Origin of the sequence: Muribaculum gordoncarteri (assembly GCF_004803695.1) — a bacterium.
Lineage (GTDB): Bacteria > Bacteroidota > Bacteroidia > Bacteroidales > Muribaculaceae > Muribaculum > Muribaculum gordoncarteri.
On sequence record NZ_CP039393.1, the window covers coordinates 463,900 to 477,942 of the forward strand.

The window sequence follows — 14,043 nt, forward strand, 5'->3', positions numbered from 1 at the left end:
CTAAAAACAATTATAATGATTACCCAATAATTGACATGAACATAGATATACGTACTCTGATAGGTGAATCTACAGCCTATGACAAAAAGCAAATGCTTGAGGTCAAGCGTCCTAAAAGCTGGCTTAAAAGTGTATCTGCCTTTGCCAATGGCGAAGGGGGAATGTTGATTTTTGGCATCAGTGATGATAATCAGGTAGTAGGACTTGCAGATGCAGAAGGTGATGCAGAGAGGATTAGTGAAGAGGTAAAAAGTAAACTTGATCCGGTTCCGGCTATTAATCTTGAATACAAGGAAATAGACGGGAAAAAGCTGGTGCAAATACAAGTGTATCCGGGACAGGAAACTCCGTATTATTACATTGGAGATAAGCAACGCATTGCATTTGTCCGTGTTGGCAATGAATCGGTTACTGCTGACCGCATGCAACTGAAAAGTCTTGTATTAAAAGGCTCCGGTCGCACTTACGATAGTTTGCCTTCCAACTATAGATTTGAGGATATGGCATTCTCTAAACTTAAATCAGTCCATTACAAAAGGTTACAACGCTCGTTTGAAGACAATGAGTTTGTTTCCTGGGGAATTGTTGATGAAAACGCCAAGTTGACAAATGCAGGTGCATTATTGGCTGATGAATCTCCCATACGCCAATCTCGTATATTCTGTACCCGATGGAATGGATTGGATATGACTAATGGTTTGGGCGAAGCGATTGATGATGTTGAATTGGAAGGATGTATAATCGGTCAATTACAGGATGCCGTATCTTTTGTAAGAAATAATTCTCGGAGGAAATGGTGGAAGGAAAATGATTATCGTGAAGAACTTCCGGATTATCCTGAACGTGCTGTAACGGAAGCTATAGCGAATGCAATTATTCATCGTGATTATATGCTGATGGGAAGTGAAATACACATTGATATGTATGATGACCGTTTGGAAATCTACTCTCCGGGCGGTATGTTGGATGGCAAACTCATCCAGCAGCTAAATCCGCTTACGGTGCCGTCCAAAAGAAGGAATCCGTTATTGGCTGATTTTTTCAGCCGATTGGGCCTAATGGAAAGGCGAGGTAGCGGAATGAAAAAGATAATTGATTCCTATAAGAGGTTTGAGCGTCGATCTAATTATCATATTCCTGAATTTCAGTCAAATGCATCTGAATTTCATGTGGTGTTATGGAATTTGAATTATGTAAGCGATAGCATAATATATGAGAAAGAGTTCCAGAAAGATGTTATAGGAATGGGAAAAGAGTTCCTAAAAGGGAATAATAAGTTCCGAAAAGAGTTCCTAAAAGCACAGCGGATGATTTATAAAATGATTTCGGCAAATCCAGGAATCACTATTGCCGAAATGGCTGTAAATATAGGCGTTTCTGACCGACAAGTGCGTAAATACATAAAGAGAATGACTGATATGAAGTTCATTGTTAGGGATGGAGGCCGAAAAAACGGGGTATGGAAAATAATTGACGGTGATTATGAAGACTTTTTTGATAGAATATGACCGTATTGCTCAATATTGATGCTATTGATCTGCGAAGAATCCATTACATTGCTGTATGTTCACGATAAAAAGGCGGAACACGAAGCTGTGATTGCCATGTAGCTAACATTTGTTGAGCTGTTTGCATGACAGGATGCTCTCGACTTTCGGTGAGCCGGGGGAATTGCGGGGATGTTGCGGGGTTAGCGGAGTAGGGATGTGCGGACGCGCTTGCCTTTGAGCTTTTCGGGGGCGATGCGCGACAGGAGCGCGGCGGCTTCGGCTGCCGGTACTGCGGCAAGTGCGCTGTGATCCTTGACGATTATGCGGCCTATCGACTCGGGCTTCATGCCTCCCTGCTTGATGAGGAATCCGGCTATGTCGCCGCGTGATATTTTCTCCTTTTTGCCTGCGTTGAAGTATATTGTGGCTGTCGATGCCTTTATGGGGTCGGTCGAAGTGCCTGTGGGCGAATAGCTACGGTCGAATGTAATGTATTCAGGCAGATTATCGGCTTCGGAAGTGATGACATATACTGTGCCCGATGCGTCGACACGTGCCGTGCGTCCGTTGCGGTGAGTCCAAGTTTCCTCGGTAAGCGGCAGGTGGTAGTGTATTATCGAGTGTACCGAGTCGATGTCGAGGCCGCGTGCGCCGAGGTCGGTCGACACGAGTATAGGTGTCGTACCGTTGTTGAGCAGGTCGATAGCCTTCTCGCGGTCGGGCTGGTCGAGAGCGCCGTGATACAGCCCCACGGGCAGTCCTGCTTTCTTAAGGTGGTCGAATACTCTCACGGCGCTTTCACGGTGGTTTACAAAGATGATGGCTTTGCCGTTGTTGAGCGACTTAAGCAGGTCGATGAGAGTGTCGATTTTGTCGCGTGCCGGACTCTCTACTTCAACGATGGCGGTGCGTTCCCTCGGTTTTTGACCTTGTTCCAGGAAGTCGATAACCTCGGGCGACGACATATTCAGGAAGTCAGGCATGTCGACAAGTCGGGTGGCCGATGTGAGAATGATGCGCGACAGATTGGGCATCGTGCGTATCACCTTGCGCATCTCGTCATGGAATCCCAGCTCAAGTGATTTGTCATACTCGTCGAGCACAAGCACTTTTGTCGTATAAAGGTCGACATGCTTGCGGTTGATGTGGTCGAGCAGTCGGCCCGGAGTCGCCACTATTATGTCGGGGGCCGGAGTAAGCGAATTTTTCTCGTCGGCCATCGGATGTCCTCCATAGAGTGCCACCGTCTTATAGCCGGTGGCTATTTCGCGCACTACCCGGTAAATCTGCATCACCAGCTCACGCGACGGAGCGATTACCACGGCCTTGACTTCGCCCGACGGCTTGCCGAGCGCTCGCAGCATGGCTATCGTGAACGCAATCGTTTTGCCCGACCCTGTAGGTGACAGCAGCAGGTTGTTGGCCGATGTTGATTCCGTCACGCGCTTTTGCATGGGATTGAGTTCGGCTATGCCGAGTCGTGATTTGATATTGTCGAGTATGAGCGATAGTTTCATTTCGGTTATGATGTTTTTTTCGTTACAAAGTTAAGCATTAGGCGGCAAATCTGAAATATTTGCTTCCTCGCTTATAGGATATAACAACACAGATGGGTTGATAAATGTTAAATAGTGGCAATCTGACATTATAATGAACTTTTTTTACCAAAAAATATGTTAAACATTAGTGAAATATTTTGAACGTATGTGGAAAAATGTGTACATTTGTATGTGTGTTTTTCATAGTATTAGATTAAGATAAAGGTTTAAACGGAAAGAGATGTCGTGAGACATCTCTTTCTTATTATATCCAATCGCTCCATTCCCCAATCAATAACACATTTTCACTTAATAAAAACTATGTCTGTTTCGCTTGCGGTTCTTCATTGTAGATAAGGCGTGACACCGAAATATTATAGCGCATACTCGTTATTTGGGACTATCTTCGCAACAAAGAACAACCGCATCATCGACCTCATCAATGACAGCCTATTTCTTCAAAGTAAGTGTAACGGCATAAATGTTTTTTTAGCGAAGTGATGAATTGATTATATGGGCGGAATTGGGGACATCGCGATGACATGGTTTCGCCTATTTTGCAAAAATTTAGGTAGATAAAAGGCGGCAATGTGAACTGAAATAGTTTACCTTATTTTAAACTACAAAAAAGTGAATGTATGAAAATCATCTTCACACATTATGGTTATCTTTGTAATCGTATAAAGTTGTGAATTATGGCTGACTCGACATTACGCAAATATATCTGGCTTATTAATACCATTCTTGATGCCGGTAAATTGACCTTTAGGGAGATCAGTGAAAAATGGGACAACTCTTCCCTGAACTATAAGGGTGTGGAATTGTCAAAGCGCACATTCCATAATCATAGGATGGCTATTCTTACGGAACTGGGGGTTGATATTCAATGCACTTCCAAGAGAGAAAACAGTCAGTATTATATCGCCAATCAGGATGAAATAGAGAAGAATGATGTTCTGAACTGGCTTACCGACAGTATGGCTACTGAGCAGTTGCTCCTTGAAAACAAGTCAATAGCCAATAAAATTGTTCTCGAACCGATTCCCGGAGGACGCGAATGGCTGACATTGCTTTTGCAGGCGTTGAGGGACAATGTGAGAATAGTCTTCCAATATACCTCGTTTCATTCCTCGACGAAAAACGACACCAATAGAACGTTGGAGCCACTGTGCCTCAAATTGTTCAAGAGAAGGTGGTATATGCTTGGTCAAACCATTGATAGCGGCAAGCGACTGATTTTCGCGCTTGACCGAATTACGAATCTTGAACTTACCACGGAACGATTTGAATATCCGGAGGATTTTTCGGCTAAGGATTTCTTTGCAAATTTCTATGGAATCTGTTCCGATGAATATTCGCGACCCACACGAGTGATTTTGAAATGCTACCGAGAATTTCCCAAGTATATGAGGTCGCTGCCACTGCATCATTCACAGGAGGAACTGGAAAATGGAGAGGATTTCACTACGTTCGGCTTTTATATGTCGCCGGCATATGATTTTGTTCAGGAGATTTTAAGCCACGGGAGCGATATAGAAGTGCTTGCTCCTGTTTGGCTGCGCAATTTAATAAAAGAAAAGACCGAGGCTTTGACTGCCTTGTACAAATAGATTCAGCAATTTCTGAAAATCGTTTCATATATGAAACGATTTTTCATATGTCCTCTATATTTTTGCGTCATAAACAAGAAAAGAGGACATTGAAAACATCGGTCTAACCTTTGCAACCTGTCTGCTGCATCCGGCAGACTTCGTCCTGATTTACATCAAGACGCCACCCAATGTCAGTTACTCGGCATCGGCCCTGCACGCTGTTCACTCCAGTCGTGCATGCTCCATCACCTTCGCTTCGCTCCCGGTGATGTGAAATGCACTCCCTCGTTCACAGCGCACATTGTCGAAGCCTCGACCATCCGGCGAACACGAAAGTAAGACCGATGTTTTCTCTGCTCTCGCAAAATGATTGAAATATGCGAACCCAAATTGCAGATTATCTCAAGGATTTAACCATCGGTAACCGCAAGGAATTATTTGAGGTGCTGAATTTCATAGCACCGCTTGTCGACTGCTGGAGCTTGGCCGAGCCCAAATCCGGCAAGCAGATAATGCGGTATGCGTCAGCCAATGCGAGAAAATCCGCTTATGTCGAGTTTTCAATCCCCAAAAAATCCGGAGGGCAGCGCACAATCAGCGCTCCGATAAAGCCGCTAAAGGCTATCCAGTCAGCAATAAACATTCTCCTGCAATCTATATTCGTGCCCGACAACCATGCCACCGGTTTTGTATTAGATAGAAGTGTCAAGGATAATGCATTGATACATGTCGGTCAAACCTGCATATTTAATACGGATCTTGAAAATTTCTTTCCGAGCATAACTAAAATTATGATTCGCAAGGCGCTTCATAGGGAACTTGGTGACAAATTGCAAAGCAAAGAAGTCATCAATATTATATGCAGACTATGCACCGTTCCTAACAGTTCGGGTATCGAAGTACTTCCGCAAGGCGCTCCGACATCGCCGGCATTGTCTAATATTGTGCTGAAAAGCTTTGATAAAGATATGTCAAAGCTCGCCGAACGGATGGGGTGTAAGTATTCCCGCTATGCCGATGATATAACATTCAGCCACAGCAAATCAATTCGACGAATGAGCCTGTTCTGGCAATCAAGGATTTATAACATCATAGCGGGATATGGATTAAAAGTGAACGAGAAGAAAACAAAGACATTAGTCCGTGGCACACGCCAAGAAGTTACCGGAGTCGTTGTAGGCGATAAAATCAACGTTCCACGCTCCTGCGTAAAACATCTGCGAGTGCTTTTGCACTTGTGGAAGAAATATGGTTATACACAGGCTCAGATTATCTTCACCCGCGACTTCTGCAAGGGCAAGGAAAAGAACCTTGTCAATGTAATAGATGGTAAAATAAACTATCTTGAAATGATCAAAGGCAAAGATGACTCGACTTATAGAAAGTTGAAAAGCTGGTTCAATCGTCTTCAATGGAAAGAGAAACAAAGGTCAAACCAAATGCAAAAAGCAATATGAACATCATTTATTTACATGGACTCTCCTCATCGGGTCAGTCCAACACAGCAAAAAAGCTTCGGGAACTGCTTCCTGACGACAATGTTGTCACTCCCGACATCCCTGTCAGCCCCATTGAGGCTCTTCAATTGTTGCTGCGTCTTGCCGGAGAGTATAGGGCTGATGACACACAATCGTAGTCGGTACATCTATGGGTGCCATGTCCTGCTCTTACTGAAGACGCAAATGAAGATGCTGTCCAACTTGTCTATGGCAATCGGTGGTGTCAGGCCCCCTCGGTAGAGATCTATGGAGAGGGCTGAGGCTCTATTTCTCCAACGACTTGATCCTGCAATAGTGGAACTTGCAAAGAGAATCGGACGAGGAAGCGAGGATGCCGGTTGCATTTCCGGGAAATTCAAGACGGCATCGCGGAGCGATATAAGCGGTATTACAGTCGGCAATGACGAGAACCGGCTTTTTGATTTCATTTTTAAAAAGATGCCTGATAACCCACGATACCGACAATTCACTAATTCATTCACAGGTGCTGACATATTGGTCGTTTCTGATTTTGAATGGAGTTATCTGTCTGATAAAAACAAGAAATTGATAGCCGAAGCACGTACGGAGGGTATGAAATTCTATGGTCTTGGAATTCATACAAGGGAATATGAACTCGACAAGATTGAAGACTCGAACGATAACGATTGGATTAACGGATATAGATTCCTGAAGCAGTGTGATTATCGTTATCTGTATGAGAAAGGCAAAGTTGTTGAATATTTTGAACGACCAAATATATTATGGAACTGAAAATGCGACTTGAAGATGCAATGGTGTATGTACTTGCCACTGCCGGATATGGAATGACCACCCGACGAATAGCCGAGGTTATCAACCGAGAGAAACTTCATGTGCGGACTGATGGAAATCCCGTCACCGACAGGCAGGTTTATGCCGCTGTATACCGGAATCCGCAGACTTTTGTCAAAGAAGGCGGTCGAATACTGTTTGCCATGTGATTTTATTTTGTGCTGTATCGCGAGTTGCAACAGGCTGACGCTTATTTTGCAACAATACTACTGGTGCGATAAAATCGCGTTAGTTTAGAAATCATCAAATAAAGAGAGTTCTTTGACATTTTGATTTGAATTGGTTGACAAGTCTTGGGTGGTTAGAAGTTGTCGTAACTCGACACGTTCCAAAGCAGAGATTCTGATAAGGGTCGCCACTTCGGTTATAGAATAGCAGCTTTTATAATCGGCCTTTATTCGAGCTACCGTAAGATAGGCAATGACAGCAGTCCAAAGATGGATTTTTACCGCGTTCTCGGAAAATCCCCAAAGGGTCTTCACGACAATATTCTGTTTGATCCATTTGAAGAAAACTTCTATATCCCAGCGATGGCGGTAGAGATTGGATATTTCCAAGGCACTGATTTCAAAGTTATTGGATATGAAATCCACAATTGTGTCATTGTCCGGGTCATATACTCGTACAAACCGCATGTCATCAGGATAGAGTTTACTCGATTTATATCCGGTGACACGAATCCGAGAGTCTTCTATGATGCCGGACTTTGCATCGGGTATTTCCATTTGCCCGATTGTCATGAACTTCATGTTCTCTTTCGGACGGGATACCCAGAATGCCTGTGACTGATGGAATCTGAACAAAGCCTTGAAATCAACATAAGCCTTGTCCATCACATAGAAGGCGAATGGTTCCGGCAACAGTATGTCAAGTTCGTTGCTGTCATGCCATTTTCCATCGGTAATATGAATGTTTGCCGGTATGCTTCCACGCAAATCAAGCAATGTGTGCATCTTTACAGCGCCTTTGCTGTATTTGCCCAATGCCCATGTCGCAAGTTTTATGCTGGTTGATATGGTTGTGGAGTCCAACGCATAGATTACGTTGTCTATGGTTATCTCGGATAGTTTAGCCTTTGAATACATGGGCCTTACCAATCCTATTAGATAAATTCCCAGTCCCTCAAAAATTCGATAGTCCCGACTTTCGTTAGCCCGCGACAAAGATGTGTGGTTGACTGTTTTCCGAAAACCGAGATGATATAGCATTTTTGAATGGGCCTCCAGACATAGACAGATGTCCCGTAGCGAATCACAGCCTGTCAGCTGTCCGAAGAGCAGATGAAGGAGGTGATTGTAACTGTTGAGATTCTTTACATGCCAGTCTCCTTTATACAGCCTTACGAGCTTATCGAACTGGTAGCGCGGTATAAATTCGATTACTTGGGAGAAAACATACTTACCCTGATTCATAATCTTGATGTTTGGGAACAACAAGACTAATAAATCAATTTCAAATCAAAAAATCAATGTTCTCTTGTATTTGACTAAATATTAATATTTTAATAACAGTGGTAAGATTTTTATCGCACCACTACTAATTTAGGATATAGAATTTCATAATCAGACTCGATTAAGCAGTATGGACATAAAGGCGGGGAAACCTGCCTTTATGTATATCTAATGTACTTATAAATAATTTATAATGGACAAAGATTTTAACCACTCCATTAAGAATAGTTTAACAGCTTATTGAGGTACAAAGTCTTCATCCTCAATTTGAATAAATTAGATATTTGCGGTTTTTGCTGTTCGGTTAAAAAAATGAAATATTTGGTGGTAATGGTTATTTTTTGTATTTTTGCGGCTGAAATGGTTGCTCTGCCGTCCAAGAGTGGAGGCGTGAAGGAGCATTAAAAGGGAATGAGGTGAGATTCCTCGACAGTACCCGCTGCTGTAATTCCCGTTCTTTGACGATGTATATGCGTTATTGAACAAGGTTTTTCGCAACCTGCCACTGGTCTCCGTAAGACTGGGAAGGCGCGATTGAACCGGGATAAGTCAGAAGACCTGCCATTTTCGCCAAGTGATACCGCCTACGGGACTATGGGCTTAGGTTGTCTGACTTCTTACCTCGTAAGTTGTTTTTAACGACTATAATTCTATCTATTCCCGTTATAGCTTCACTAAGCGTTATCGGGAATATTTATTTTTTAATATTAACTAAAAACAACAACGAGTATGAAAAAACTCCTACGTTTCGCAGCTTACGGCTTCGCTTTGGTCGTAGCTGCAACCATCACCGGGTGTTCCAATGAGGATGCCTTAGTCGATAACTTCGACGTAGCGGACGGCAAGCCGTTGAGCCGCTCAGCATCAAGTCAGGTCATAATTGACTTCGAGAATTTGATGTCCTTTGAAGATGTCGATGTCTTGGCTGGTCCAACATCCTATGGACGCAATTATTATTCAGACTACAGTGGTACCCAGATTACGGGTATAATGAATTTGGATGGATCTTTTACATCCATGGAAAATGAAGGCTCATGGCCTACCGGAAACCCCATTGCTCCATCCTATATGTTTGGTGGTATCGCAGTTTCGGATTGGGCAATGACTTCAAATCCTTCTTCAAACCCCAATCCCGGTAAGCCTTTCACTGATAAATGGTGGATGTCTGAATACAACCAGATGAGTGTATATAATACGGCTCGTACTGCCACCGGTAATCGAGGCGGAGCAGGTGCTAATGGCTCGAACAACTTCGGTGTAGTTTACGGTTTTGATGACTCCTACGGTTATGCTAAAGAAGCTTCATTCGAAATTTCTTCAATGACTCTTAAATCCCTTAAGATCTGTAATACCGCTTATACTTATGGAGTTATCCAGAATGGGAATACGTGGATTGGAGAGAATGGCGTGGAAGTTACGGCTAAATCCCTTAAAGATTCAAAAGGCTATTTTAATCTCATTATAAAGTGTTTCGATGCAAGTGGCAATATTGTTAAACGCATAGAAACTCCACTTGCGGACTATCGTAATGGCAAAAACATCTGTGTGACTACTTGGACGACAATTACGGTTAATGCCGCCAATGTAGCTAAAGTTCAGTTCGGTTTCTGGGGATCTGACATCCATGAAGGAGGTCCTACTACCCCATGCTATGTTGCGATTGATGATATAGTATTGGAATAATAATATAAAGAAGCTGTTTGTGATAACTTGATCACAAACAGCTTCATTCGGTTGACAAAACAAATGAATAGATATTTACTCGCAATTTTTATCATCTTTATTGCATTGACATCATGCAATAAAGATGATAACTTGTACGACAATAACGGGCTGCCTTCAGTAGAGTTTGACTCTGAGACAGGAATCTACACTGTTAAGCAGGGACGTTCAATTACGATAACACCGGAATATAAAAATGTCAATAACGCCGTTTTTGCTTGGACTATTGACGGTCGGTTGGTTTCTACATCACAGTCTCTCACTTTCTCATCTGATGAAATAGGCGATTATTTCGTGACTTTGCGAGTGGATACCGAAGTCGGTTCAGTAAAAGACGAAATAAAGATTGAAGTAGTTGATCTGCTTCCACCAACAATCTCGTTCCTACTACCGCCTCAGGGTCTGAAAGTAAAAAAAGGTACAGATTATACTTTGGCTCCGGAAATCCAGAATGATGAAGATGATAATTTCGAAATCGAATGGATAATTGACAACAAAGTTGTCGGCAGAGAAAAAACTTATGTTTTCAATGAGGATAAGATTGGTGAATATACCGTCACCATCAACGCCTCAAACGATGATGGTAAGACTTCCTATGACCTAAAAATTCAGGTTTTGGAGTCGGATCCATTTGTGGTCAGCTTCTTGAAACCTTACTATCTGGCTGAGGAAAATGTAAGATATGTTTATCCCGATCAGTCTGTTTTCCTAAGACCTCATCTTGAATATTTCACAAATCCTACTTTCAAGTGGAGTGTGAACGGAAAGGAAATAGCGGACGCTTCCTCTCAAACATACGCTTTTACTCCTACATCTCCCGGCAACTACATGGTGACAGTGACCGTTACTGAAAAGTCTGAACATTCTGATGCATCAGTAAGCACAACTGTAAAGGTTGTTTGTGTGACCGGCAGTCCTGCTGATAGATTCAGGCCCCTGACAGCTTCAAGTGCAAAAAAAAGCAACAAAGTATATGAATTTTCTCCAGCTCCGGGTCAGTTTATTAATACAACTATGGGCTCCAATGGCTATACGGGAAACGAAACAACAATGGAACTGGCGTGTGCATTTGCAGAGCGTAACTTATCGAACGGATGGTACGTTTCATTGGGAGCGTGGGGAGGGTCGTTGATAGTAGGCTTTGACCATAGTATAAAGAATCAAAAAGGAAATGAATATGACTTTGCAACTCTAGGAAATGCCTTTGGCACTTCAAATGAACCCGGAATTGTTTGGGTGATGCAGGACACCAACGGAAATGGTTTACCTGATGACGAATGGTATGAGCTCCGAGCTTCAGAAACCGGGAAAGCGACTACAATTCAGGATTACGAGGTGACTTATTTCCGTCCGGGGCCATATGCCATGGATAATTTTTGGATTGATTGCTTCGGTAAAGAAGGAAGTGTTAAAAGAAATCAGTATCATGGGCAGGAATATTATTATCCAATATGGATGCCGGAATCTTACACCGTCAGAGGAACACTCATACCCGGAACAATGAGTAATGAGGGGCATGCACCTTATCCTTGGGGGTATGTGGATAATGTTGGTAGTGATTGCGTTTGGGAGCCAATACCTGGGGTTAGCGGTGGACAGAAGAACGGTTTTAAAATATCAAATGCTATGTATCCTGACGGAACTCCGATAAAGTTGGACTATATAGATTTTGTTAAGGTTCAGTGTGCTGTTCAGGAATATCATGTTTCATTTGGGGAAGTCTCAACCGAAGTTTTCTCAATAGAAGATAGAAATTCACTCGAAAATAAATAATATTAATACGATTGCATAACAAATGAAAAAAGTTTGGTCTATACTTATCGTTACATTCTCGCTTTTCATAGCGGGATGTTCCGATGATGACAAAATGCCGGCAGATGCTGATGATAACTTCATCACAACTCTGACTTTGACAAAAGACGGAAAATCATATGATGCCGTCATTGAAGGTAATGACATTGTAATGACAGTGCCATATACTGTAGATCTCAATGGTGCTACCGCATCCATGGTCTATACTCCGTCTGCGAAAATTCTTCCTAACCCCCAGACTGTCACTGACTGGGATAGCGAAATGATTTTCCGCGTCACCTCCTTCAATGGGAAAGTAAATGAATATACTTATAAAGTAATCAAGTCTGAAATAGAATCGGATGGCGATGTTGTCTTGAAATCTCAGGCTGACGTGGATGCGTTTGCCGAGACAAAAGTATCTGTCATCAAGGGCAACCTTATAATCGGCAATAATGCCGAGAATGCGGCTGCAATCAACACTCTTGAAGCGTTGTCAGGTATTAAGGAAATAACAGGTTCGCTACAGATCCTTAACAATTACAAAGGGGAAGCTCTTGATGGATTGGTTTTCACTAAAGTCGGTGGAATTCAGTTCGGTACGAAAGAGACACCATCACCATGTACTGACACTTACCGATTTCGCCTTGAGCAGCTTCAGGAAATTACAGGAAATCTGGAGCTGAACAACAATGCGGTTCAGTTTATTGAGTTTGACAATCTCACGAAAGTTGAGGGTGACATTTATATCAAAGATGATGCCCTTACTACACTCTATTTCCCGAAACTTGCAGAAGTCGGAGGAGACCTTGATATGAGCGATAACTCAGTTGTCAATCGTGAATATGGCACGAGTGATATCAAAGATACGCCATTAGCTCAGTTGGAATTCCCTGCGTTGGAAAATGTCTCAGGCAAATTCTCAATAAATATGCCATCAGATAATTTCCAGTCCTTAAAATTACCGAAATTGCAAACCGCAGGTGAAATAGACTTTTTAGTTGGCTGGCAATTCAAAACATTGGAGATTCTTGAGATTTCAGAAGTAAACGGTAATTTATTATTATCCGGACGTTATGAATCTACTGCGTATGCTAAGTATTTAAATCAAACATTAGAGAGAATCGTAGGGTTAAATAATCTTAAACAAGTAAAAGGTACGCTGAATATCTCCAATTTTGGTGCGATATCTGAATTACCGAATTTATCCTCTCTTTCTTTGGTTGGTGGAGTTTTCATTGAAAATTTATGGGGTCTTCAAGGGAAGAGTACGGTTTGTGACTTAAGCAATGCATCTTTTCAATCATTTAATGATGTTAATCCGTTTATACACATAGGTGGTACAGCATTCGACAAATTAAAGACGAAAGATGATTTATCCAATGTGAATATTGAAATGTCTATAATATGCTATGCTGACAGATGTATACCGGATATCAATTTTAAAAAGGCTTCGGATTTCACATGTAAATTTGACTTTTCCAATCTTGCAGCTAACGAAAAGAATCAGACATTTGCTTTAGAAGAAATTCTTGGTGACGCAAATTTTAGTGTAATTGCCTGCTCAGGCAAATCAGTTGATCTGTCTAATATCAAATCGGTTGAAGGAAGTTTTTCCTTTATTTGTCCAACAGCAAAGTCACTTGATATTTCCTCTTTGGAAGAAGTTGGAGGATATTTTTATTTGCAGCCTTTAATGGTTAAAAGCCCCGTGAAACTTGATAAATTAAAATCTGTGAATATGTCCAATGGTAGAGGTAGTAGAGCTATTCCGACTGAAGATAGATCTAAAGGTCTATTTATTGGAGGCTGTCATATGGATCTCAATCTCCCGGAATTAGAATCTGTGGGTGGGATATTCGGAATTATGAATTCCACCTTAATAAACTGTCCCAAACTTAAATCAGTTTCGGAAAAATTATTTATAAGTACCGCCCCCAAATGTACGCAGGTTTCTTTCCCCGTATTAAATTCTGTACCTAACATCAAAATTGAAAGTATGGGTAAACTTTCTGACTTCTCTACTTTTGCCTCAGTCATTGAAAACGGTTCAGTGACTGATGGGAATTGGGAGGTAACAGGCTGCGCATATAATCCTACATGGCAAGACATGAAGGATGGTCGTTACAAACCTGCTGAATAAAACA

At 42.1% G+C, this 14,043-nt stretch carries 11 protein-coding genes and 1 riboswitch; of the genes, 9 read left to right on the forward strand and 2 right to left on the reverse strand.

Features of this window, described 5'->3' with window-relative positions; genetic code table 11:
• The first annotated feature begins 35 nt into the window (after positions 1-35).
• Positions 36-1,508 (forward strand): ATP-binding protein, encoded by a 1,473-nt coding sequence (locus tag E7746_RS01915; RefSeq protein WP_136409673.1) that lies wholly within the window; start codon positions 36-38, stop codon positions 1,506-1,508.
• 182 nt (positions 1,509-1,690) lie between these two features.
• Here the strand turns inward: E7746_RS01915 and E7746_RS01920 are convergent, their stop codons facing one another.
• Positions 1,691-3,007, reverse strand: a complete 1,317-nt coding sequence (locus E7746_RS01920) for a DEAD/DEAH box helicase (protein ID WP_136409674.1) — start codon at positions 3,005-3,007, stop codon at positions 1,691-1,693.
• Between the two features lie 716 nt (positions 3,008-3,723).
• Between E7746_RS01920 and E7746_RS01925 the strand changes: the two genes are divergently transcribed.
• The 5 genes from E7746_RS01925 to E7746_RS01945 all read left to right on the forward strand — a co-directional run bounded on the left by E7746_RS01925 (position 3,724) and on the right by E7746_RS01945 (position 7,081).
• Entirely contained in the window at positions 3,724-4,638 is a 915-nt protein-coding gene (locus E7746_RS01925) for a helix-turn-helix transcriptional regulator (RefSeq protein WP_136409675.1), read from the forward strand.
• Between the two features lie 359 nt (positions 4,639-4,997).
• The gene (locus E7746_RS01930; RefSeq protein WP_136409676.1) at positions 4,998-6,077 is read left to right on the forward strand and encodes a reverse transcriptase family protein; all 1,080 of its coding nucleotides are present in this window, start codon (positions 4,998-5,000) and stop codon (positions 6,075-6,077) included.
• On the forward strand, positions 6,074-6,256 hold the full coding sequence (locus E7746_RS01935; RefSeq protein WP_136409677.1) for an alpha/beta hydrolase family protein: 183 nt from the start codon (positions 6,074-6,076) through the stop codon (positions 6,254-6,256). The genes E7746_RS01930 and E7746_RS01935 overlap by 4 nt, the downstream gene beginning before the upstream one ends.
• 109 nt (positions 6,257-6,365) lie before the next feature.
• Positions 6,366-6,872 carry a hypothetical protein gene (locus E7746_RS01940; protein ID WP_136409678.1) on the forward strand — a complete coding sequence of 169 codons (507 nt, stop codon included), beginning with the start codon at positions 6,366-6,368 and terminating at the stop codon, positions 6,870-6,872.
• Positions 6,863-7,081, forward strand: a complete 219-nt coding sequence (locus E7746_RS01945) for a hypothetical protein (protein WP_238337298.1) — start codon at positions 6,863-6,865, stop codon at positions 7,079-7,081. The genes E7746_RS01940 and E7746_RS01945 overlap by 10 nt, the downstream gene beginning before the upstream one ends.
• Positions 7,082-7,165: 84 nt before the next feature.
• Here the strand turns inward: E7746_RS01945 and E7746_RS01950 are convergent, their stop codons facing one another.
• The gene (locus tag E7746_RS01950) at positions 7,166-8,344 is read right to left on the reverse strand and encodes an IS4 family transposase (RefSeq protein ID WP_136409679.1); all 1,179 of its coding nucleotides are present in this window, start codon (positions 8,342-8,344) and stop codon (positions 7,166-7,168) included.
• A gap of 383 nt (positions 8,345-8,727) precedes the next feature.
• Positions 8,728-8,963: riboswitch (cobalamin riboswitch) on the forward strand.
• A gap of 149 nt (positions 8,964-9,112) precedes the next feature.
• Here E7746_RS01950 and E7746_RS01955 point away from each other — a divergent pair.
• The 3 genes from E7746_RS01955 (at position 9,113) to E7746_RS01965 (ending at position 14,039) form a co-directional block, all read left to right on the forward strand.
• Positions 9,113-10,066 carry a DUF4465 domain-containing protein gene (locus E7746_RS01955; RefSeq protein WP_136409680.1) on the forward strand — a complete coding sequence of 318 codons (954 nt, stop codon included), beginning with the start codon at positions 9,113-9,115 and terminating at the stop codon, positions 10,064-10,066.
• A 63-nt stretch (positions 10,067-10,129) separates the two neighbouring features.
• Positions 10,130-11,878, forward strand: coding sequence for a PKD-like domain-containing protein (locus tag E7746_RS01960; protein ID WP_136409681.1), 1,749 nt, complete (start codon positions 10,130-10,132; stop codon positions 11,876-11,878).
• Between the two features lie 22 nt (positions 11,879-11,900).
• Positions 11,901-14,039 (forward strand): hypothetical protein, encoded by a 2,139-nt coding sequence (locus E7746_RS01965; RefSeq protein ID WP_136409682.1) that lies wholly within the window; start codon positions 11,901-11,903, stop codon positions 14,037-14,039.
• Positions 14,040-14,043: the final 4 nt, after the last annotated feature.

What these genes read in the sequence shown, in the direction of transcription:
- E7746_RS01925 (WP_136409675.1), top strand. Translation starts at nt 3,724, where the DNA reads ATGGCTGACTCGACATTACGCAAATATATCTGGCTTATTAATACCATT.
- E7746_RS01955 (WP_136409680.1), top strand. Translation starts at nt 9,113, where the DNA reads ATGAAAAAACTCCTACGTTTCGCAGCTTACGGCTTCGCTTTGGTCGTA.
- E7746_RS01965 (WP_136409682.1), top strand. Translation starts at nt 11,901, where the DNA reads ATGAAAAAAGTTTGGTCTATACTTATCGTTACATTCTCGCTTTTCATA.
- E7746_RS01930 (WP_136409676.1), top strand. Translation starts at nt 4,998, where the DNA reads ATGCGAACCCAAATTGCAGATTATCTCAAGGATTTAACCATCGGTAAC.
- E7746_RS01960 (WP_136409681.1), top strand. Translation starts at nt 10,130, where the DNA reads ATGAATAGATATTTACTCGCAATTTTTATCATCTTTATTGCATTGACA.
- E7746_RS01945 (WP_238337298.1), top strand. Translation starts at nt 6,863, where the DNA reads ATGGAACTGAAAATGCGACTTGAAGATGCAATGGTGTATGTACTTGCC.
- E7746_RS01940 (WP_136409678.1), top strand. Translation starts at nt 6,366, where the DNA reads ATGGAGAGGGCTGAGGCTCTATTTCTCCAACGACTTGATCCTGCAATA.
- E7746_RS01920 (WP_136409674.1), bottom strand. Translation starts at nt 3,007, where the DNA reads ATGAAACTATCGCTCATACTCGACAATATCAAATCACGACTCGGCATA.
- E7746_RS01950 (WP_136409679.1), bottom strand. Translation starts at nt 8,344, where the DNA reads ATGAATCAGGGTAAGTATGTTTTCTCCCAAGTAATCGAATTTATACCG.
- E7746_RS01935 (WP_136409677.1), top strand. Translation starts at nt 6,074, where the DNA reads ATGAACATCATTTATTTACATGGACTCTCCTCATCGGGTCAGTCCAAC.
- E7746_RS01915 (WP_136409673.1), top strand. Translation starts at nt 36, where the DNA reads ATGAACATAGATATACGTACTCTGATAGGTGAATCTACAGCCTATGAC.